We start from the raw sequence: 20,978 nt of genomic DNA, 5'->3' as shown, positions 1-20,978 counted from the left end.
TTTTCCCGTGGCGGGCCACCCGGCCGCGGCTTTCTTGCTGTACGCGCGTGCGCTGGTGGGTCCCGGCGCACGGCGGGAAGTGGAGCAGACATGCTGGCCAACGGAGATGTCTTCGCCGGCTACGTCATCGAACGGCAGCTCGGCCGGGGTGGCATGGGTTCGGTCTATCTGGCCAAGCACCCGCGCCTGCCGCGGATGACGGCACTGAAGTTGCTCAATCGCGAGATGTTCTTCGATCAGGAGGTGCGGGCGCGGTTCGAACGGGAGGCGGACCTGGTCTCGCGCCTGGATCACCCGAACATCGTCACCGTCTACGACCGCGGTCTCGACGACGAGCAGTTGTGGATCTCGATGCAGTTCATCGACGGCATCGACGCCGCCTCGGTGGACCCGCAGACCCTGCCGCCCGCCCGCGCGCTGCAGATCGTCAAGGAGACCGCCGACGCCCTGGACTACGCGCACGGCATGGGCGTGCTGCACCGCGACGTGAAACCGGCCAACATCCTGCTCGCCCGCTCGGGCGCGGGCCGCGGCGAACGGGTCTACCTCACCGACTTCGGCATCGCCCGGCTGCGCGACGACACCGGTCATCTCACCCAGACCGGTACCTTCACCGCGACCCTGGCCTACGCCTCGCCCGAGCAGTTGACCGGCGCCGCGCTGGACCACCGCTCCGACCAGTACTCGCTGGCCTGCACGCTGTTCTGGCTGTTCACCGGGTCGGGCCCGTTCACCGCCACCAATCCGGCCGCGGTCATCCAGGGCCACCTGCAGCAACCGCCGCCGCCGCTGAGCAGCGTGCGGCCCGGCCTGTCCTACGCCCTCGACAGCGTGCTGGCCAAGGCCATGGCCAAGCGGCCCGACGACCGTTTCGACTCCTGTTCGGACTTCGCGAACGCCGCGATCACCGCGCTCAACAACCCGAGCGCGCCCGCGCTGCCGATCGTCGGCCCGCGCCCGACCACGGGCGGCGCGATCCCGGTGACCGGCGGTCCGCGCCCGACCACCGGCGGCGCGATCCCGCAGACCGGATCGCCGTATCCGCTTGCCGGACAGGGCCCGATGACCGGCGGTCCGATGGGCACCGCGGCGCCGGGCCCGATGACCGGCGGCCCGATGACGGCCGGTCCGATGACCGCGGGTCCGATGACGGCCGGTCCGATGGCCAACCAGTCGCCCGCGCCGCTGACCGGTGGCGCCGCGACACAGCACCCGTACACCCAGCAGTCCCGGCCGCAGTACCCCACGCCGCCCGGACCGCCGCGTCCGCCGACGAACAACTTCGCCCAGTACCCGCAGGGTCCGCGACCGCCGTCGAAGTCGAACACCGGCCTGATCGTCGGCATCGTCGTCGCCGTGGTCGTGGTGCTCGCGCTGCTGGTCGGCATCGGTATCGCGGTCAGCGGCGACGATTCGGGCGGCGGCTCCACCACGACGACCAGCGCGTCGGCGGGCAAGCACGTCACCCCGAACGCCGACGCGATCAGCGCCGAGTTCGGCCGGATGGTGCCGGCGAACGTCGACGGCGACATCGGCTACAACGGGGCCTCCTGCTGGGAGACCGATTCCAGCTACACGCCATCGCCCAACGACGGTGACCCCGATTTCGGCTCCTGGGCCTGGCAGTGGCGCTGCTACGACGGCGGCGGCAGCGGCGGCAACGATCCGTTCTACCGGATCTATGTCTACAACTCGGCCGCCGATGTGCAGGCGGTGATCAGCGGCCTGCCGACCAACACCAAGTCGGTGGATACCAACGGCGGCAAGCAGTACACCAACTACAAGTACACCGACAACGGGAACAAGATCATCACCCAGTTCACCGGTGACCCCGATCGCGCGCAGTTCCTGATGTTCACCGACGGCTACGGCAAGGCCGACGAGGTGCTGCGCTGGTGGCGTTCGGCCCCGCTCAACTGATGTCGATGCTCGACCGGGACGACGTCTTTGCCGGATACACCATCGAGCGGTTGCTCGGCCGCGGCGGCATGGGCTCGGTGTATCTGGCGCGGCATCCGCGCCTGCCCCGGCGCACCGCGATGAAGCTGCTGAACCGGGAGCTGTTCGACGACACCGAGATCCGGGCCAGGTTCGAACGCGAGGCCGACCTGGTCGCGCAGCTGGAACATCCGAACATCGTCACCGTCTACGACCGTGGCGTCGAGAACAACCAGCTGTGGATCTCGATGCGCTACATCGACGGCGCCGACGCGGCCTCGCTGCCCGCCCCGGTCGATCCGGCGCGGGCGGTGCGCATCGTCGCCGAGACCGCGGCGGCGCTGGACTTCGCGCACAGCCGCAGCGTGCTGCACCGCGACGTGAAACCGGCGAACATCCTGATCGAACCGGTCGACGACACCGAACGCGTCTACCTCACCGACTTCGGCATCGCGCGCCTGCACGACGACAACGCCGCCAAGCTCACCCAGACCGGCACCTTCACCGCCACCCTGGCGTTCGCCTCGCCCGAACAGCTCTCCGGCATCGCCCTGGACGGCCGCGCCGACCAGTACTCGCTGGCCTGCACCCTGTACCGGCTGCTCACCGGGACAACGCCGTTCGACGCGAGCAACCCGGTCACGGTGATCCAGGGCCACCTGCAACAGCCGCCGCCCCGCGCCAGCGCGCTGCGCGCCGAGCTGCCCGCGGCACTGGACGCGGTGATCGCCCGCGGCATGGCCAAGCGGCCGGACGAGCGTTTCGCCACCTGCGCCGAATTCGCCGCGGCCGCCGGACAGGCGCTGGCCGGTCCCGGTACGGGACAGCGGTTCCCGGCCTCGGCCCAGACCAGGACGTATCCGCCGAACTCGCCGTTCACCCCGGCGCCGGGGTTGCCGATCGCCGCGAGTGGGACGGGCGGATCGAACTCGACTGCTGGACTGGGCAATCCGTCGTGGCCGGGCGGCGGGCAGCCGTCCTCGCCGGGGATTCCGCAGCCGACCTGGCCTGAGGCACAACAGTCCTCCTCCCCGGGGATTCCGCAGGCGGGATGGCCCGGCGCGCAGCAGCCGTCCTCGCCCGGCATCCAGCAGCCGTCCTGGCCCGGCGTGGAGCAGTCGTCCTCGCCGGGTATCCCCCAGACCGCATGGACCGACGCGCAGCAGCCGTCCGCTCCGGGCATCCCGAACCCGGGAGGGCCCGGAGCCCATCAGGCTTGGCCGGGCGCGCAGCAGGCTTCCTCGCCCGGGCTCCCCCAGCAGTCCTGGCCTGGAGCGCAGCACTCCTCGTCGCCCGGCGTCCAGCAACCGGCGTGGGTGAGCGGGCAGCAGTCGTCGCCCGGCCTCCAGCAGCCGTCGTGGCCTGGTGCGCAGCAGTCATGGCCAGGGGCGCAGCACTCCTCGTCACCCGGTAACCAGCAGCCGGTATGGGCGAGTGGGCAACCATCGCCTGCTGCGGGGATGCCGCAGGGTTCGTGGCAGGGTGGCGCGCCGAGCAGGACAGCCGAGCGGCCGCGGGACGGCGGGTCGTCGCGGGGCGCGGGGGCTCGGTCGAAGGTGGCCGACGACTATCTCGGCCGGAAGCGGGATTCTCGCTGGCAGGCGTCACCGGTGGGGTGGGTCGCGCTGATCGTTCTGCTCGGGCTGGTGATCTGGATGATCGTGGGCGTCCTGCGGAGTCCCGAGGACAAGACGTCGGGCGCGCCGCCCGTCGAGTCGACCGAGTCGATCGCGCCGACCACGGTCGCGCCCACCACCGTCGTCACCCAGCGCCCGTCGAGCACGACACCGACGACCAGCGATCGCAGGGTGATCGGCGCGAACGCCGCGCAGCTCAGCGACCAGTTCCCGCGCATGCTCCCGCAGACCAGCGCGAACAACCTGGTGCACGCCGGTTCCGGGCTGGGCAACGCGGGCTGCTTCGCCTACGACCGCACCACCGCCAGCCGCGACAGCGACGATGCCGACATGGGCGACTGGGTGGTCATGTGGCACTGCTTCGGCGGCGGCAACAAGGCGACCTACGAGTTCTTCCTCTACCCCTCCGCCGACCAGGCGAAGCAGGCGATCGCGTCGCTGCCCGCCAACGACGCCCGCGCCGCGACGCACACCGGGCACAGCTACACGAACTTCGTCCTCCAGGGCAGCCAGGCGCGGTCCCCGCGCATGGTCACCCGGTTCGACGCCGACCCGGCGCGCGCCGCGATGCTCATGTACAGCCGGGGGTTCATCGCCGACGAGGCGCAGATGCTGGAGTGGTGGCACACCGCGCCACTGACCTGAGCCGTCACCGATACGTTCGCGGGCGTTGGGGCGTGGGCACAGGTTTCGCCGGGAGCGCGGCCGGTGCAGGCCCTCGCCCACTGGGGTGAGTCAGGCGCTCGCCCGCCGGGGTGAGTGTCAGGCCCTAGCCCGCCGCAGTCAGCGTGTAGTGCACGAAGTCGCGCACCGGTTCGTAGCCGATCGCCTGGTAGATCTTGTTCGACGTCGGGTTGGCCAGATCGGTGAACAGGCAGACGTCCGTGCCCTCGGCGCGAACCACCTGGGAGACAGTGGCGGTCAGAGCGCTGGCGAAGCCGTTGCCGCGCAGTTGCGGAGGCGTGTAGACCGGCCCGATCCTGGCCCAGCCGAGGGTTTCGCTCTGCCGGGCGACGAACGCGGCGGGCACCCCCTCGTGCTCCCACAGCCACCAGAATCCGGCGTCGATCCGGCGTCGCGCGGCCTCCTCGTCGAAGGGCCGCGGCTCACCGATCTCGACGCAGAAGGCATCGATGAAGTCTCGGCAGACCGGGAGATCGTCCACGGTGGCCAGGCGCGGCTTGCCCGCCGCCTCGGGCACGGTCAACGTCCCGAGACGGAACAGGCGGGCGGAGTACGACTCCGCGCTGACGCCACCGGTTCTTGCCGACCACACGCGCCCCGAACGCCTCCGCGTCGGCGCGCACACCTTCGACGCTGGTCGGCGGCGGTCCTGCCGCGAGAAAGGCGTCGGCCACGGCTGGAATGCTGTGCGCGGGCAACTCGCCCAGGTAGATCCGGCCGCCGAACGCGGTCGTGGCGACACCGGCGACCAGACCCGCGTCCTCTCGCACCATCAGGAATCGAGTGGCCGCGGTTCCGGCCCGGCCGCCGAGAGCGTTGGCGACGGCGGTGGCGATCACCGTATGCCGCAAGGGGTCTTGACGAAGAAAACTCTCCGCGTCGGCCAGGAAGTGGGCGGCGTCGCCGGTGATGTCGATACGCACCCTGCCGACGGTAGGCCGTGGCGGGGTCGATCGCAGCTGAATTCTTCCGCTACTCAGTCCTTTTCGCGCGCGTCCCGATCGGTGCGCAGCTTCAGCAGGATGAGCCCCGCGGTGCAGGCCAGGATCAGGCCCGCGACGGTGATCTCCACGTGCAGGCCGGCGATGCCGAGCCCGGCGCCGACGAGGCCGCCGACGAAGAACAACCAGCCCAAGACCCGGGCGACGACCGCGAAAGCGCGATTGCCCGGTGGGTTCGACAGTGCGTGCTGAACATTTGCCACGGCGGCCGAATCACCGTTCGCCGCCGCGGTTTCCAGCCGGGGTGTCGAGTAAGCTCCCATCAGATTCTCCTCGATGACGCCGATCAGATTCTTGCTTCGCGCAGACCTCGCGCGTCGGGGTTCGTTCCGGGCGTCTCATGCGTAACTTTGCTCACACACGCTACGACTCGGCGACGCCGATCGCGCGCGACACGTCCCCGCGACACGCTGAAGAAATCAATCCGATATCTGAATCAATAGTGTTTAAGATAGGCTGTTTGCCCCGACCTGCACTACTGTGAGGCGACTCGAAGCCGACGAGGAGTGCACGCGATGGATGACAGCAGGACCAAGCTCGTAGGTCCGGCAATCGCTGTCGGCGCGGTATCGCTCGGACTGATCATCATCGGTGCCTGCGGTGTCGGACAGCAGGATGTCTACGTTCCGCCGCCGCCGCTGAACGCCGATCTGGCCGCCGCGCCGGCCAGGATCGCCGAGGAGACCACGTCCACGACGACCCGGATCTCGATCCCGCCCTCCCCCAGCTGGCGCATCGCCCCCTACATGTCGCCGCGGAAACCGTTCAGCCTCAGTTCCACCGAGACCTCGCCGTCGGAGACGCCCGCCGAGGGCGAGCCGACCAGCGAGTCCAGGCCGGCGGATCCGACGACCGAATCCCGCCCGCCCGCGACCACCGCCGAGGATCACACGACCACGCCGCGCAGCACCACCACCCGGCCGATCCCGACCCTCACCACCCCGCCGCGGATCCGGCCGACGGTCGACGACGAGGAAGCCGCCGAGACGGACTACCCGACGACGCATTCCCACGACAACACCACCACCGCGCCGATCACCCCGGCCACCCCCACACCGGCGGCCACCGCCGAGGCGGAGACCACCACCGTCGCCCCGACCACGACCGACGACGAGCGCTGACACGGCGACGGTGCGCACCCCAGCGGGGCACGCACCGTCGGCATCGTCGCGCTACAGCTCCGGCAGGTCGTAGCTGCCGACCCGGTCGGCCAGAATCCGCCGGTGCTCCAGCGCCCCGCCGAGCGTCTGCCCGATCGCGGTGAGCCGGGCGACGTAGTGGCTCACCGGATATTCCGCAGTGACGCCGATGCCGCCGTGCATCTGGATCGCCTCCTGCCCGATGTGCTCGGCCGACTTGCCGACCTGCAACCGCGCCCGCGACGCCACCACCGGATCGTTGCCGCCGTCGGCCAGCGCCGCCGTCGCGAACAAGCTCATGCTGCGGGCCAGCTCGAGGGAGACGTAGCAGTCCGCGGCCCGCTGGGTCAGCGTCTGGAACTTCGACAGCGTGACGCCGAACTGCTTGCGGGTCTTGAGGTAATCGGTGGTCAGGGCCAGCGCGATCTCCATCGCCCCGACCGACTCCGCGCACAGCGCCGCCTGCGCGTAGCCCTGCACCAGCGCGATCTGCTCGGCCGCGTCGACGGTGTCGCCCAGCAGTTCCCCGGCGGCGCCGTCGAAGTCGAACTGGGCGCCGCGCCTGCCGTCGAAGGTCCGGTAGGCGCGCTTGGTCACCCCGGTCCCGGCCGGGTCGACCAGGAGCAGGCCGGTGCCGCCGCCGGGCAGCACCGCGCTGACGATCAGCTCGTCGGCGACATCGCCGCGCAGCACCGGGTTCTTGACGCCGGTCAGCGTGTACCCGTCGCCCTGTGCGGTGGCGGCCGTGGTGATCTCGGTCGACGGCCAGCGCTGTCCGGGCTCGGCGTGTGCGAAGGCCAGCAGTCGCTCGCCCGCGGCCAGCGCAGGCAGCAGCCGGGCGCGCTGCTCGGCGCTGCCGGTCAGCTTCAGCAGCTCGGCCGGGATCACCACCGCGTCGAGCACCGGCTCAGGGGCGAGCGCGCGACCGAGCTCCTCCTGCACCAGCATCGCCTCGACGGGGGTGGCGCCGACGCCGCCGTCGTCCTCGTCGATGGTCAGGCCGAGCACGCCCAGATCGGCGAGCTGCTTCCACACCGTGCGGTTCCAGCCGGGGTCGGTCTCGCCCGCCTTGGCCAGCGCTTCCCCGTCGTAGAACCGGTGCAGCAGCTCACGCACGGTGTCGCGCAGCATCGTCTGTTCTTCGGTGAGTTCGAGATCCATGTCAGCGCCTCACAATCCGAGGATCGTGGAGGACACGATCGAGCGCTGGACCTCGCTCGAGCCTCCATAGATGGTGACCTTGCGGTAGTTCAGATAGCCGGGCCCGGTGTGCTGGGCCCAGGCGGGCGAGGCGATGCCGTCGGCGTCGACCGGCAGCGCGTCGGCGCCGGCGATGTCGAGCAACAGTTCGGTGGCCGCCTGCTGGAGCTCGGAACCGCGCAGCTTCAGCACCGAGGAGGCCGGGTTCGGCTTGCCGTCGGCGGAATTGGACACCACCCGCAGCTGGGTGAGTTCCAGGGCGAGCAGCTCGTTCTCCAGCTCGGCGACGCGAGCCGCGAACACCGGGTCCTCCAGCAGCGTGCCGTGGCCGGTCCTGGTCTGGCGCGCATAGTCTTTCGCGAGCCCGATCTTGACCTTGGTCTTGCCGACGCCGGTGATGCTGGTGCGCTCGTTGCCGAGCAGGAACTTGGCATAGGTCCAGCCCTGGTTCTCCTCGCCGACCAGCTGATCGGCGGGCACCCGGACGTTCTCGAAGAAGACCTCGTTCACCTCGTAGCTGCCGTCGATCAGCTTGATCGGGCGCATGGTGACACCTGGCGACTTCACGTCGAAGAGCAGGAAGGAGATGCCCGCCTGCTTCTTGGGCGCGTTCGGGTCGGTGCGTACCAGGCAGAAGATCCAGTCGGCGTACTGACCGAGCGTGGTCCAGATCTTCTGGCCGTTGACGATGTAGGAATCGCCGTCACGGACCGCGGTGGTGCGCAGCGAGGCCAGGTCGGATCCGGCGTCGGGCTCGGAGAAGCCCTGGCACCACCAGATGTCGAGCGCGGCGGTCGGCGGCAGGAAGCGCTGCTTGAGTTCCTCGGAGCCGAACTGGGCGATCACCGGGCCGACCATCGAGGCGTTGAAGGTGAGCGGCTCTGGCACCGAGGCCAGCTGCATCTCGTCGAGCCACAGGTGGCGCTGCATCGGCGTCCAGTCCTTGCCGCCCCAGGCCACCGGCCAGTTCGGCACGGCCAGACCATGGTCATTGAGGATCTTGTTGGCGGTGACGATGTCGTCGCGGGACAGCTCGTGGCCGTATTTGACGCGGTCACGGATCTCGACCGGAATCTCGGTCTTGTAGAAATGCCGGAGCTCGTCGCGGAAGGCGACCTCGTCAGAGGAAAGGGCTAACTTCATCCGGGTCTCCCAGCGTGGTTGGTAGCCGTCGAGAAAAACTTACCCCCGAGTAAACGCCAGTGTCGACTACATCACACCCACCCGTGCTCAGCCCCCGTGGCGCCGCGCCCCGCCGGTGGCTCGGCGACCCCACCGCCGACCTGGTACGTTGCCAGACGAGCCGGGGAACCGGACTCGAGCATCCCAAGGAGTCACGGGTGAACGGCAGAACCATCGCAGGCAGGGCAGCGGCGGTCACCGCGGCGAGCATCGGCGCGCTGGCACTGCTGGCCACACCCGCGAGTGCGAACCCCACCCCGCTCGACGAAGGCATCGGCCACCTGTCCGAGATCGCCGGGACGGACGACTCCGCCAAGGCGGGCGTCGGCGCGCTGGACAGCTTCACCAAGATCGTCGGCGCCGACCGGCTGCGCGACATCTCGGCCCAGTTCATCCCCTTCACCTACGCGGCGCCGACCTTCGGCTGCGGCAGCAACGGCCCGATCACCACGATCATCGCCGCCGCCACCTTCGAGGGCCCCGGCCCGCGCACCGAGACCAGCATGGCCCCCGGCGACATCCGGTTCAGCGCCAGCCCGCGGCACACCGGCTTCGCGCTGGCCTCGGGCCTGAGCGTGGCCTGGGTGAACGTGAACACCGGCCAGAGCGGCATCGTCCCGCTCGACGATCTCACCGAGTTCCAGCTGCCGTCGCTGTCGAAGACGGTGCACAGCGGCGCGGGCACCGTGATCGCGTCGATGTGGGGCACCATCGACTACCCGGGCGCGCGCTGCGTGATGACGCCGACCGTCGGCACGTTCGTCGTCCCGGATCTGCCGGTCCAGGCCACCGAGGCGCCCGCCGCGCCGCCCGCTCCCGAACCGCAGGCCACCAGCCCCGGCTCGGGTGAGTCCTCGGGCGCGCCGCGCTCGCAGGCGCCCGCCCCGGAGACCCCCGCTCCCGCACCGGCTCCCGCGCCCGCCGAGGCACCGCGCACCACACCGGCCCCCGCGCCGCAGAACCCGCCGTCGGCGCTCACTGTCGGCGGCTGATCCGCGCGACGAACCCGCAGCAACGCCTCGGGCCCCGGAGGCTGTCGGTGTCGCCTAGCCGACCGGGCGGATGCGCAGCACGGTGCCTTCCTCGGAGCCGGCCAGCAACGCGGTCGAATCGGCGGGGTCGGCGACGACCGCGGTGAGTGGTTGCGTCGCGACGACGGTGCAGGAGGCGCCGGTCTTGGGATCGACGCGGACGAGGTGTCCGGCCAGGGTGGTGACGTAGAGGGCGCCGTCGCGCACGACCAGGTCGTCGACGAAATCGGGCAGGGTGCCGAAGGAGGTCAGGTCGGCGACGGTGACGCTGTCGGCGGGATTCGAGCGCGACAGCCGCAGCACCCGGCCGACCGGCGTGCCGCCGGTGGCGACGAAGTTGGCGGTGACGTAGACCGAATCACCGGCGACGACAATGCCGTTGGGCCCGTCGACCTTGACCGCGGACCACCAGTCCATGTCCTCGCTGCCGTCGCGGCGCAGGCGGTGCACGCCGTTGCCCGCGGTGACGTAGAGATTGCCGTCGGTGTCGAAGGCGGCGCCGTTGGGCTGGGTGAAGCCGGTGGCGAAGGTGGCGGGCACCGGCGCGGTGGCCGCGGGATCGAAGCGGACGATCCCGCCGGTGCCGGACAGCGGCGAGTTCCCGGTGACGACGTAGAGCAGCCCGTCGGGGCCGAGCCGAACCGCGCCGGGCGCAGGCACCGCGACGGTGGCGGTCAGTCTGCCCTCGCGGTCGTAGCGCTGCACCTCGCCGCGCATGACCCGGGCGACCCACAGGTTCCCGTCGCTGTCGAGCCCGAAGTTCTCCGACCAGTCCAGCAGCGGCACGCTCGAGCGGATCGCGACGTCCTGGCTGGCCCGGCCGCACTCGGCGATCGGCGCCGCGCCCGCGGTGCCCGTGCCGAGCGAGGCGGTGGTCACGACGGCGGCGCCGACGACGACGTGGGCGACGCAACGACGGAACGACATGGCAGACCTCGACTCTGTGGACGCAGTTCGACGCGCGAAAGTCTAACGGCTACCAACGGGTAGTGGGGTGTCCACACCGCACCGATACCACGCATCGTGCACAACGCGGGCCGGAACGCACTGATCCTGTCGCGCACGACAATTCGCTCGGCGGTCATAATCGGTCGATGCCCTACTTCGACAGCGCCCGTGGCCGCCTGCACTACCGGCGGTGGCCGGTGCCGGGTGTCGCCGCGACGCTGGTGCTGCTGCCGGGCACCGGCCAGCACAGCGGGCACTACCACCGCTTCGCCGATCTGCTGCGCCCCACCGGGATCGAGCTGTGGACGCTGGACACCGCCGGTCAGGGCCTGAGCGAAGGCGATCCGGCCGCGCCGGGCACCGTCGCCGAGCTGGCCGCCGACGCCGGTGGGCTGCTCGCCGAGGTCGCCGCGGCGGGCGGCGCGGCGCCGGTGCTGATGGGCCATTCGCTGGGCGCGATCACCGCGCTCACCGTCGCCGCCGAGCGTCCCGGAGAGCTGGCCGGGCTGGTCGTCTGCGGGACGCCGCGCCGGGCCACCGAGATCGCGCCGGACCCGCGTCTGCGGGTGCTGGCGGTGCACGGCGCCGACGACCGGCGGGCGCCGATCGATGCGATCCGGCTATGGACAGCACGGCACGGATCGGTAGATTTGCGCGAGTACGCCGACGCGGGACACGACCTGTTGCACGAACCGGTGCAGCAGCGCGTGGCGGCCGATATCGCGCAGTGGGTACTCGCCACGGCGCGATGAACGACGAAGGGGGAACAGTGCAACCGAATCGAACAGGGCTGCCGGATACGGCGGCACTCGGCCAGGCCGTGGACGAGGGCGGACTGTGGATCGACGGCCTGCTGGTCGCCGACGGCGCGCCGGAACGCTGCGCCCAGCGCTACGAGCGCCTGGCCGACGCGGTGGACGCCCAGCTGCTCGTCCTCGGCGGGGCCGAGGTGATCCCCGGTTTCGGCGGGCTGCCCTCGGGCGCCGCGCTGCGCACCGGATTCGAGGGCAAGGCCGCCGACGCGCTCACCCAGCTGCGGGCCTACGCGAGCACCGCACGGGCGCTGGCGGCGGTCTTCCGGGCCGCGGGCACGGCCTATCAGGACAGCGATCAGGCGCTGGCCGCGTCCATCGCGAAGCAGGAGACCGAGCATGCGTAGCATCTCCGGCCGCGTGCCCGGCACCGATCCCGACTACGCCGCCGTCGTCGAGGTGTTCGACAACCTCTCGCACGCCGAGATCCATCAGGCCGTCCGGCAACTCGATCCGGCGGCGCTGTCCGCCGCGGGCGAGCTGTTCCTGACCACCTCGACCGCGCTCGGTGACGAGGTCGAGAACGCGCACGGCGAGATCGGCGCCGCCATCGCCGACGGCTGGCGCGGCAGCGCCGCGCAGCGGGCGATCGACGCGGTGCGCGACTTCGAGCAGGCGGGCAGGCGGATCGCCGATGTGCTGACCGCGGTGGGCGTCCGGCTCGGTCAGGCGGGCGACGCCGCCGAATCGGTGCGCGCCGCCGTCACCGAACCCGATGGCGCCCAGCCGGATCCGGCGGCCGCGCTGCTGGATTCGCAGCAGGCCACCGACAATGCCGCGATCGTGCGACGGGCCGAGAACGCCCGGCTCGACGCGGTGCGGGCGATGGAGACGATCTACGGGGGCGCCTTCGTGCCGACCGGGTCGGGCGTGCCGTCCTTCCCCGAGATCACCACGGAGCCGGGGGCCGCCGATCCCGCTGTCGCGTCGAACGGCGTCGCCGGTGTGCCGTCCGCCGCCGTGCCCGTCGTCTCGGCAGGCGCGGCCACGACCGACCCGGCCGTGTCCGACGCGACGACCGCCGGTGCGGGCGGCGGGAACGGGACCACCACGGCCTTCGTGCACACGGGTGGCGGCAGCGGCGCGCAGACCGTCGCGGCCGGAACGGCCACGACGACAACCACCGCGGCGGGCGCCCAGGGCGCGCCCGTGGCACCGGCGACCGTCGGCGCCGCGAACGCCGTGCCGGGCGGCCCGTCGTCCGCCGCGCCGGTGACACCGGCCGGATACCTGCCCTCGGCCGACCCGCGCGTCCGGCGCAGGCCCGCCGGCCGGCCGGACGACGAGACGTCCACCGCGGCAACGCACGACGGCCCGACACCGGACGAGGACGCCACCCTCGCCGCGAGCACCGACACCGCCTCGGCGTCCACCGAGAGCCGCCAGGACGCCGTCGCGGCGAGTGGCGACGCGACGGCGGGCATGACCGCGGGCGCCATGGGTGGCCTGCTCGGCGGCGCCATGGTCGCCTCCGACACGACCCGGCCGCCGAACGGTCAGCGGCCGCCGGTGCCGCAGGCCGACGACGAGGAGGACGACGACGAGTTCCTGCGGTTCCTCGACGAGGAACCGACCTACCTCGAGCCCGCCGACGAAGTGAACGCGCTGATCGGCAAGATGGAGCCGACCAGTCCCGCCGTGCTCGGTGAGTGGACCGAGCGGGGGTGAACTGGCACCTCACGCCGGATCAGTTCGCGCTGGCCTGGGCGCGCACCGACGGCGACCGGATCCCCTATCCGCTCGCCGTGCGCGCCTCGGCCCGCGACACCGCCGAACGCGACGCCGCCCAGCCCGCCCTCGACGCCTGGTGCGCGCGCACCCTCGACGCCGATCTGTCGGCGGCGCTGCGGGTGCTGGCCGAGCCGGAGATCCGCGTCGAGGTGTGCGGCCGGGCCGTCGCGCCGGTCCGGATGCTCGGAGCCGTCACCCACGACGTGGCGGTGCTGGCCGTGCAGGAACCGGGCCGCACCGAGGACCGGGGCGGCTCGGTCCATGTCCAGGTCGGCAGCACGCGGCGGTTCGCCGCCCAGGTGTTCGCGCGGATGCCCGTCGGCAAGACCGGCACCGGCCCGCCGCTGTCTGCCCTCACCGCCCGCGTGGTCGAGGACAGCCGCGACCTGGTCACCGCCCCCGTCGCCGGTCCCTCCGACGCGGCCCGCGTCCGCAGGTTGCTGCAACGCCCCCGCGAGGGCATCGGGCAGATCCTGGTGGCCGCGGGTGACGATCGCACCCCGTCGGGCGTGCTGTCCTGGATCGATGTCACCGGCGACGGCCGCTACCTGGTGCACACCGCCCACCGGGTCGACATCGCCCCCGTCACTCCGGAACTCGCCGCCGACTGGCTGCGCAGGCTGCTGCGCAACGCGTAGGTCGGTCGCCGCGAGCGGCCGCGCGCGGATCGGCCGGTCACGCCGCGCTCAGTCCAGACGGAGGAATTCGGCGAGCGCCGTCAGCTCTTCCTGGCTGTCGGGGAGGTACTCGGTGAGCAGCGGGGAGCGGATGACGATGGCCTTCCACATCGCGCGGCACAGCGTCGCGTGGATCACGGTGCGCGACAGCAGCGCTCGCATGCCGAAGGGTGCGTCGGCGGGGGTGGAGGTGGTCATCGAGAGCAGGACGACGGCGGCTTCCCGGCCACGGAACCGGTCGGGGGTGCCGACGAGGACGTCCTCGATCTTGGCGCGCGCCAGCAGGGTTCGGATGCGCGCCACCTGCGCCGCGTAGGGCGCGACGACGAACACGTCGTGCGGATGCAGCTTGCGGGCGCGCCCGCCCGAGGTCCAGGTCTCGCCGAGCAGGGCGCGCACCCGGCGCACCACCTCGCGCGCCTCGGCGTCGGATTCGGTGGCGCTGCCGCGATGGTCGACGAGCACGGTGCTCACGCCCGGCGCGATGCCTGCCAGATCCCGGGCCAGGGTGATGGTCTCGCTGGCCCGCAGCCTGCCCGCGTAGCAGCTCGCCGACACCGGCTCGCACACCGCGGGATGCATCCGCCAGGTGCGGTCGAGGAAGTAGCCGCGCTCGGCGGGCAGGGTGGCCGCGCCCTCGCACAGCCACTCCAGCGCCGAGACCTGCACCGGTTCCGGATGCGCGGCCAGCGCCCGCGCGGGCACCGGATCACCGATCAGCAGCAGATTGCGCGCGCTCACCGCCACGGCGACGGTGTCGGCCAGCGAGCTCGCGCCCGCGTCGGCGATCACCAGCAGGTCGAGGGCGCCGGGCGCGATCAGCGTCTCGTCGACGAAATCGGCGGTGGTGCCGCCGATCACGCACCCATTGACCGCGTTGTCGAGGAAGCGCGGGTACCGCTCGGCATCGATCGCCGACCATTCCGGGCCGACCGAGGCGACATCCTTCTTGGCCACCAGCTCGGGCAGCAGCCCGGCCTCGACGACGGCGTCGAAGATCCGCTCGATCACCGCGTGCGACTGCGCGACCACCCCGATCCGCCACCGGTGCCGGGTGACCAGCCGTTCGATCGCGCGACCGGTGATGCCGGTCTTGCCGGTGCCGGGCGGGCCGTGCACGGCCAGATAGGAGGCGTCCAGCGCGCCGACCGCGCTCGCCAGGGCGGCGGCGATATCGCCGTGCACCTGCGGCAGGTCCAGCCCGTCGCGCAGGCGGGGCGCGCGGCGCAGCAGCAGGTCGTAGACGGCGTTCTCGGGCACCTCGGGCAGGGTCACGAGCAGGTCCTGCGCCGTGAATTCCAGGGCCGCTTCGATTTCGGCCTCGCCGTCGGGCGGGCCGGGGGCGATGGCCGCGGGCAGGTCGTCGTAGGGCGGGCAGCCCGCGGGCAGCAGTTCCTCGAGCCGGACGGTGTCGTCGAAGTTCGCGTCGACGGCGCAGCCGAGGACGGTGGCCGTGGCGGTGGCGCGGCGGCCGAGGGTCTGGGTCATGCCCGCCGCGGCGGCGCCGTCGTAGATGGTGACCATCTGGGTGCCGGGGGTGAGCGTCGCGCCGGTGCCGAGCCTGCCGGTGAGGGTCAAGTAGCGCCGCATCGTCGGAAGCAGCGGGGTGCGATGCCATTTGGTGTCGACGGTGCCCCACTCCGCGACGAGCACGCCCGGCGCGTCGGCCCATTCGCCGACGGGGTGGCCGAGCCGGTCGATGTGAGCCCACCAGCGCGGCTGACGTTCCCGACGGTGGTAGCCGAGGATCGCGGCGGTCAGCGCCGCCGCGCGGGCGGCGTCGCCGTCGGCGGCCGCCGCGAATTCGGTGAGCGCCGCCTCGAGCGAACCCGGCCGCAAGGACGGCGGGACGTCGGCCTCCGCGACCGCGAAACGGGTCCCCGGCACCGCCACCCCGGCGTCGTCGGCGCGGGCCAGCAGCCAATCCCGCAGGGCGAGCACGGTCGTGGCCCGGCTCTCCACGGCCGGGAACAATCCGGCCAGACCCGCGATGTCATAGGACTGTTCGCCGATCAGCAGGGCGGTGCGCACGATGGGCGCGAGGTCGAACAGCGCGCCGTCGGCCAGCAGTTCGTCGAGCAGGTCGGCGCCGACGCCGAGCCGACCGGCCCAGTCCAGCAGCGCGGTCCGGACTGCCGAACCGTAGTGGTACACGCGCACATCCGGGTCGACCGCGCGGTGCTCGCCGATGATGTCGAGCAGTTCGTCGAGGACGTCGGCGGCCGAGGGGCCGGTGGCGGCGGATGCCACCTCGGCACGGTCACCGATCGGTCGGTGCGCTGCGTGCAGACCGGTAACCGCTTGGCGGGCACCGTAGCTCGGGTCGGCCACGTCGGCCGCGGTCCCGGGCCGCGCGGTCGGCACGGCGCCGGTGGCGTGCCCTGCGCTTGTCACCTCGGCGCGCTCCACCGTCGGCCGATGCGGTGCGGACAGGTCGGTAGGGGTGTGGCCGGGACCGCCGCTCGTCGCGGACGGGTCGCCGGAGAACCCGGGCCCAGCGGTCGGCGTGGCGGTCGGGTAATCACCGGATGCCGTGTCGGAGATTCCGCGTGCGATGAACGGTGCGGCGGGCACACATCGGCCGAACGCCGCCGCGGGCGGGTCGGTGACCACGCTGCGGTAGACGACGGAGCGCGCGTCGGACAGTTCTACGGCGGTGACGGTGCCGTGCTGGTCCAGGTCGACGATCAGTGCGAGATCGCCGTGGCCGGGGGCGGGGAGGGCGCCCAGGGCGGCGACGTCGCGGAGGGCGAAGGTGGGTTCGCCGGTGCGCTCACGCTCCAGCTGGATCTCGGCCTGGCGGCGCAGGGCGGTCACGGTGCGGGGGGCGAGGCCGGTGATCGGCGTGGTCGTGGTGGCGAGGCGGTCGATCGTGAGCACACCCGCCTCGCGGAGCCGGGCCCGCTGGGTGGGGCGGATTCCCGCCACCAGCAACAGGTCCCGGGCGGTGGACGCGGCGACCCGGCAGGTCGCGCAGCGTCCGCACGCGAGGTAGCGGGGGTCGCCCCACTGCACCGGCAGCAGTTCGGTCAGCTTCTCCTCGACGATCCGCTCCACCCGCGCCCGCCGAGCCGGATACACCCGCGCCAGCTCGTCGGTTCGCATCCGCCGGGCACCCGCCTCGGTCCACAGGTACGCCGACGGGTCGACGCCGACGCCCGCCCCGGCGAGCGCGGCACCGCACGCCGCGAACGCGAGCCGCGCCCGCAACACCGCCCGCGCACCGTCGACCTCGGCCGTCCCGACCGACGCCGTCGCCCGTTCGAAGGGCGTACGCCCCGCGGCCAACTCGCGCCGCAACGCACGGAAGTCCTCCGTGGGCACAGAGACCGGCGCGGCAGCGCCCACCGTCGCCCCGGAATCCACCGACGCGCCATCGAGCTCGGCCGACGCCTCGTGATCGACAACGACCGGACCGGACTCCGGTGCCGCCTCGCCGTACTCAGCCGACTCCGCAAGGCCGACAGGGACACCCGGCGTCACCGGGCCCCCACGACATGCCGCGAACTCGCCCGGCTCCGGCCCCACGAACCCACTCGTGGCGCGATCACCGGACTCGACGACAACGCCCGGCCCCCGACCGGCCCCCAACGATGCGGGCAGATCGACCGCTGCGGCCTGCGGCGACACGGGCAGGCCGACCGCTCCGGACCCCGACGATGCGGACAGGCCCACCGCTCCGGCCCCCGACGACGCGGACAGGCCCACCGTCGCGGACCCGACGGCGATGTGCTGCGTGTAGTGCCCGGTGCCCGGATCGCGGACCAGCAGGTCGGCGCCGCAGGCGAAGCGGCCGTCGAAGAAGACCGCGCCGAGGATGGCGGCGGCCCCGTCGCGCAGGGCCGCCGTGGTCCGCTCGGCGGCGGCGGTGAGTGCGGCGATCCGGGCGGCGGGAGTGGCGCCGGGGAGTTCGGGCGACGGGACGCGGATCAGGGCGTCGCCGAAGTGCCGCAGCAACTCCGGCGCCACCTCGGCGGCACGGACGACGGGGACCGCGGCGTCCGGCGTGCCGGGGAGGTTGCCGATGGCCGCGTCGAGGGCGCGAAGCAGCGCGAACTCACAGTCCGCCGCGCGCACGAGATCGCCGACGGCACCGATCACCCGATCACCGGACACGAACAACCGCGGCCCTCCTGTGTTCACGCACACCCGACGGCAAACACCTTAACCAGCGCCGCGGGCGACCAGGGCGCTACCCGCGGACATGTCGAGCAGTTGCGACGGGTGTGGCCTCGCCGGGTCCGGCGAGCGCCCCCGGCGTCAGAACCGCGGCTTGCGCCGTTCGGTCCGCGGCCGCGCGTCGCGATCGCGGCGCGGGCCCCGCGAGGCCAGCCGCTGCGCGGGCGGACCCTGATCGGGCTGCAGCTGGATCAGCACGCCGCTGATCCTGGTGCGGCGCAAGGCTTCCAGCGTCTCGTGCGGCAGGTTGGCAGGCAGCTCGACGAGGCTGTAATCGGGCCGGATGCTGATGTGCCCGAAGTCGCTGCGGCGCAGGCCGCCCTCGTTGGCGATGGCGCCGACGATCGCGCCCGGCACCACGCGGTGCCGCTTGCCGACGCTGATCCGGTAGGTCGCCAGTTCCTGGCCGCTCTCGCGAGAGAACGACGGACCACGGGGAGCGCGGTCCTCGTCGTCGAAGCGACGCGGGGCACGCTCCCGGTCCCGATCCCGATCGCGCTCACGACGCGGCGCGGGCTCCGGCTCGGCCTCCATGAAGAAGTTGTCACCGTCGAAGCCGCCGACCGCCAGCGCCGCCGCGATGTCGACCAGCGGCGTGTTGTGCTCGGCCTCGTAGTCCTCGATCAGCTTGCGGAACAGCGCCACATTGTCCGAGGACAGGTTCTCGGTGATCATGTCGCCGAACTTGGACACGCGGGTCGCGTTGACGTCGTCGACGCTGGGCAGCTGCATCTCGATCAGCGGGTGCCGGGTGGCGCGCTCGATCGACTTGAGCAGATGCCGCTCGCGCGGCGCGACGAACAGCAGCGCCTGACCCGAACGGCCCGCGCGGCCGGTGCGGCCGATGCGGTGCACGTAGGACTCGGTGTCGTGCGGGATGTCGTAGTTCACCACGTGCGAGATGCGCTCCACGTCGAGACCGCGGGCGGCCACGTCGGTGGCGACCAGGATGTCGAGCGCGCCCGACTTCAGCTGGCCGATGGTGCGCTCACGCTGGTTCTGCGCGATGTCGCCGTTGATCGCCGCGGCGGAGAAACCACGCGAGCGCAGCTTCTCGGCCAGCTCCTCGGTGGCCTGCTTGGTGCGGACGAAGATGATCATCGCCTCGAAGTCCTCGACCTCGAGCACGCGGGTGAGGGCGTCGAGCTTGCGCTGGTGCGAGACCTGCACGTAGCGCTGGGTGATGTTGGTGTTGGTCTGGGTCTTGGACTTGACCGTGATCTCGACCGGATCGTTCAGGTACTGCTTGGAGATCTTGCGGATCGCGCCCGGCATGGTCGCCGAGAACAGCGCGACCTGCTTGTCGTTGGGCGTATCGCGCAGGATGCGCTCCACGTCTTCCTGGAAGCCCATCTTGAGCATCTCGTCGGCCTCGTCGAGCACCAGGTAGCGCAGCTGCGACAGGTCGAGCGTGCCCTTCTCCAGGTGATCGATCACGCGGCCGGGCGTGCCGACGACCACGTGCGCGCCGCGGCGCAGACCCGACAGCTGCACGCCGTAGCTCTGGCCGCCGTAGATGGGCAGCACGTGCAGCCCGGGGATGTGCGCGGAGTACTTGCCGAAGGCCTCGGCGACCTGGATGGCGAGCTCACGCGTCGGCGCGAGCACCAGCGCGCTCGGCTTCTTCTGCGCGGTGTCCAGACCCATCAGGATCGGGATCGCGAAGGCCGCGGTCTTGCCGGTACCGGTCTGCGCGAGGCCGACCACGTCCGCGCCCTGGAGCAGCGGAGGGATGGTCGCCGCCTGGATCGGGGACGGCGACTCGTAGCCCACATCGGCGATGGCCGCGAGGACGCGGTCATCGATCCCGAGATCGGCGAAGGTCGGGCCGTCTTCGTGCCTGTCGTCGTCGGCAGGAACGCTGTCGACCTCATTGGTACTCATTGACCAGGAGTTTACTGCCTGACGGTAGCTGTCCTGGCCACCGGGTGAATACGGTGAGACCTATGCAACTGCAGAACGGGTCAGCGCATCAGGAACCGGCACCGGACGCGGTGCCGATCGCGGTCGTCCAATTCGCTCCCCGGACCGACCCGGCCGCCAACCTCGCGGCCCTGCGCGAGCACCTGCGCACGGCCGCCGCGGCGGGCGCGAAGGTGGTCCTCGCCCCCGAATACTCGATGTTTGCGGTGACCCGGCTGGACGAGCGGGTGGTGGCGATCGCCGAGCCGCTCGACGGCCCGTTCACCACCGGACTGAGCGCGCTCGCAGCCGAATTCGGGGTGTATCTGGTCGCCGGCGTGGTCGAGCGGACGGCGCCGGAAGCGACCCGGATCAGCAATACCCTCGTCGCCCACGGGCCCGACGGCGCGCGCGTCGCGGTGTACCGGAAGGTGCATCTCTACGACGCGTTCGGGCACCTGGAATCCGACGTGGTCGAGGCCGGTCCGCTCGTCGCGCCGGCCACCTTCACCGTCGACGGTGTGATGTTCGGCATGCAGACCTGTTTCGATCTGCGTTTCCCGGAGGGATGTCGGCGTGTCGCGGCGGCGGGCGCCCAGGTGTTGCTGCTGCCCGCGCAGTGGATCCCCGGCCCGGCGAAGGTCGACCAGTGGACCACGCTGCTGCGCGCCCGCGCGATCGAGAACACCATCTACGTGGCGGCCGCCGACCAGTGCCTGCCGCGCGGGGCTGGCGCGTCGATGATCGTCGACCCGGCGGGCGTGGTGCTGGCCGAACTGGGCGACGAACCCGGCGTGCTCACCGCCGCGATCGACCCGGCGCATCTGGCCCGGGTGCGCACGGCCAATCCGAGCCTGTCGCTGCGCCGGTTCGCCATCACCGAGCGCGTATCGCCGGAGCCCGCCGCGGAGTAGCGT

General features: G+C 72.0%; 16 protein-coding genes. 9 read left to right on the top strand and 7 right to left on the bottom strand.

Translation table 11 applies throughout. From position 1 onward, the window contains the following. Positions 1 to 90 precede the first annotated feature (90 nt). Both ACFVW6_RS24980 and ACFVW6_RS24975 read left to right on the top strand, forming a co-directional pair. A complete protein-coding gene (locus tag ACFVW6_RS24980; RefSeq protein WP_378823179.1) occupies positions 91 to 1,920 on the top strand; it encodes a serine/threonine protein kinase in 1,830 nt (609 codons plus the stop codon). Then, positions 1,896 to 4,220, top strand: a complete 2,325-nt coding sequence (locus ACFVW6_RS24975) for a protein kinase (protein ID WP_378823181.1) — start codon at positions 1,896 to 1,898, stop codon at positions 4,218 to 4,220. Before ACFVW6_RS24980 ends, ACFVW6_RS24975 begins: the two co-directional genes overlap by 25 nt. Positions 4,221 to 4,344: 124 nt before the next feature. On the opposite strand, the gene ACFVW6_RS24970 is transcribed toward ACFVW6_RS24975, so the two are convergent. Further along, on the bottom strand, positions 4,345 to 4,851 hold the full coding sequence (locus ACFVW6_RS24970; RefSeq protein WP_378823183.1) for a GNAT family N-acetyltransferase: 507 nt from the start codon (positions 4,849 to 4,851) through the stop codon (positions 4,345 to 4,347). Positions 4,852 to 5,235: 384 nt separating this feature from the next. Then, positions 5,236 to 5,523, bottom strand: coding sequence for a hypothetical protein (locus ACFVW6_RS24965; protein ID WP_365007532.1), 288 nt, complete (start codon positions 5,521 to 5,523; stop codon positions 5,236 to 5,238). Positions 5,524 to 5,775: 252 nt separating this feature from the next. Here ACFVW6_RS24965 and ACFVW6_RS24960 point away from each other — a divergent pair, with 252 nt between their 5' ends. Continuing rightward, positions 5,776 to 6,381 (top strand): hypothetical protein, encoded by a 606-nt coding sequence (locus tag ACFVW6_RS24960; RefSeq protein ID WP_378823185.1) that lies wholly within the window; start codon positions 5,776 to 5,778, stop codon positions 6,379 to 6,381. Positions 6,382 to 6,432: 51 nt separating this feature from the next. Here the strand turns inward: ACFVW6_RS24960 and ACFVW6_RS24955 are convergent, their stop codons facing one another. Together ACFVW6_RS24955 and ACFVW6_RS24950 are read right to left on the bottom strand one after the other, a co-directional pair. Beyond that, complete coding sequence (locus ACFVW6_RS24955) at positions 6,433 to 7,560, bottom strand: acyl-CoA dehydrogenase family protein (protein ID WP_378823187.1); 1,128 nt, start codon at positions 7,558 to 7,560, stop codon at positions 6,433 to 6,435. Between the two features lie 9 nt (positions 7,561 to 7,569). After that, on the bottom strand, positions 7,570 to 8,742 hold the full coding sequence (locus ACFVW6_RS24950; protein ID WP_378823189.1) for an acyl-CoA dehydrogenase family protein: 1,173 nt from the start codon (positions 8,740 to 8,742) through the stop codon (positions 7,570 to 7,572). Between the two features lie 197 nt (positions 8,743 to 8,939). Here ACFVW6_RS24950 and ACFVW6_RS24945 point away from each other — a divergent pair, with 197 nt between their 5' ends. Further along, the gene (locus tag ACFVW6_RS24945) at positions 8,940 to 9,773 is read left to right on the top strand and encodes a hypothetical protein (protein ID WP_378823191.1); all 834 of its coding nucleotides are present in this window, start codon (positions 8,940 to 8,942) and stop codon (positions 9,771 to 9,773) included. Between the two features lie 54 nt (positions 9,774 to 9,827). On the opposite strand, the gene ACFVW6_RS24940 is transcribed toward ACFVW6_RS24945, so the two are convergent. Continuing rightward, positions 9,828 to 10,739, bottom strand: a complete 912-nt coding sequence (locus ACFVW6_RS24940) for an SMP-30/gluconolactonase/LRE family protein (RefSeq protein WP_378823193.1) — start codon at positions 10,737 to 10,739, stop codon at positions 9,828 to 9,830. Between the two features lie 167 nt (positions 10,740 to 10,906). Between ACFVW6_RS24940 and ACFVW6_RS24935 the strand changes: the two genes are divergently transcribed. From ACFVW6_RS24935 to ACFVW6_RS24920, 4 genes are read left to right on the top strand one after another with little or no spacing between them, the layout of a single operon-like run. Next, positions 10,907 to 11,512, top strand: a complete 606-nt coding sequence (locus tag ACFVW6_RS24935; protein ID WP_378823195.1) for an alpha/beta hydrolase — start codon at positions 10,907 to 10,909, stop codon at positions 11,510 to 11,512. A 17-nt stretch (positions 11,513 to 11,529) separates the two neighbouring features. After that, positions 11,530 to 11,919: a hypothetical protein gene (locus tag ACFVW6_RS24930; RefSeq protein WP_378823197.1), complete on the top strand. Its 390-nt coding sequence runs from the start codon at positions 11,530 to 11,532 to the stop codon at positions 11,917 to 11,919. After that, a complete protein-coding gene (locus tag ACFVW6_RS24925; RefSeq protein ID WP_378823199.1) occupies positions 11,912 to 13,240 on the top strand; it encodes a WXG100 family type VII secretion target in 1,329 nt (442 codons plus the stop codon). The genes ACFVW6_RS24930 and ACFVW6_RS24925 overlap by 8 nt, the downstream gene beginning before the upstream one ends. Next, positions 13,237 to 13,941 (top strand): ESX secretion-associated protein EspG, encoded by a 705-nt coding sequence (locus ACFVW6_RS24920; protein ID WP_378823201.1) that lies wholly within the window; start codon positions 13,237 to 13,239, stop codon positions 13,939 to 13,941. The genes ACFVW6_RS24925 and ACFVW6_RS24920 overlap by 4 nt, the downstream gene beginning before the upstream one ends. 48 nt (positions 13,942 to 13,989) lie before the next feature. Here ACFVW6_RS24920 and ACFVW6_RS24915 read toward each other — a convergent pair whose 3' ends face one another. Together ACFVW6_RS24915 and ACFVW6_RS24910 are read right to left on the bottom strand one after the other, a co-directional pair. Then, a complete protein-coding gene (locus tag ACFVW6_RS24915; RefSeq protein WP_378825545.1) occupies positions 13,990 to 18,096 on the bottom strand; it encodes an AAA domain-containing protein in 4,107 nt (1,368 codons plus the stop codon). A gap of 144 nt (positions 18,097 to 18,240) precedes the next feature. Then, positions 18,241 to 20,043 (bottom strand): DEAD/DEAH box helicase, encoded by a 1,803-nt coding sequence (locus ACFVW6_RS24910; protein WP_378823203.1) that lies wholly within the window; start codon positions 20,041 to 20,043, stop codon positions 18,241 to 18,243. Positions 20,044 to 20,105: 62 nt separating this feature from the next. On the opposite strand from ACFVW6_RS24910, the gene ACFVW6_RS24905 reads away from it, so the two are divergent. Then, positions 20,106 to 20,975: a carbon-nitrogen hydrolase family protein gene (locus ACFVW6_RS24905; RefSeq protein ID WP_355276240.1), complete on the top strand. Its 870-nt coding sequence runs from the start codon at positions 20,106 to 20,108 to the stop codon at positions 20,973 to 20,975. Positions 20,976 to 20,978 lie beyond the last annotated feature (3 nt).

This window comes from Nocardia sp. NPDC058244, assembly GCF_042882065.1.
In the GTDB taxonomy this organism is placed as follows: Bacteria; Actinomycetota; Actinomycetes; order Mycobacteriales; family Mycobacteriaceae; genus Nocardia.
This window is presented reverse-complemented; position numbering and strand designations above follow the sequence as displayed.

Coding starts and splice junctions, on each gene's coding strand:
- ACFVW6_RS24910 (WP_378823203.1), bottom strand. CDS start 20,043: ATGAGTACCAATGAGGTCGACAGCGTTCCTGCCGACGACGACAGGCAC.
- ACFVW6_RS24950 (WP_378823189.1), bottom strand. CDS start 8,742: ATGAAGTTAGCCCTTTCCTCTGACGAGGTCGCCTTCCGCGACGAGCTC.
- ACFVW6_RS24960 (WP_378823185.1), top strand. CDS start 5,776: ATGGATGACAGCAGGACCAAGCTCGTAGGTCCGGCAATCGCTGTCGGC.
- ACFVW6_RS24980 (WP_378823179.1), top strand. CDS start 91: ATGCTGGCCAACGGAGATGTCTTCGCCGGCTACGTCATCGAACGGCAG.
- ACFVW6_RS24955 (WP_378823187.1), bottom strand. CDS start 7,560: ATGGATCTCGAACTCACCGAAGAACAGACGATGCTGCGCGACACCGTG.
- ACFVW6_RS24925 (WP_378823199.1), top strand. CDS start 11,912: ATGCGTAGCATCTCCGGCCGCGTGCCCGGCACCGATCCCGACTACGCC.
- ACFVW6_RS24940 (WP_378823193.1), bottom strand. CDS start 10,739: ATGTCGTTCCGTCGTTGCGTCGCCCACGTCGTCGTCGGCGCCGCCGTC.
- ACFVW6_RS24905 (WP_355276240.1), top strand. CDS start 20,106: ATGCAACTGCAGAACGGGTCAGCGCATCAGGAACCGGCACCGGACGCG.
- ACFVW6_RS24965 (WP_365007532.1), bottom strand. CDS start 5,523: ATGGGAGCTTACTCGACACCCCGGCTGGAAACCGCGGCGGCGAACGGT.
- ACFVW6_RS24935 (WP_378823195.1), top strand. CDS start 10,907: ATGCCCTACTTCGACAGCGCCCGTGGCCGCCTGCACTACCGGCGGTGG.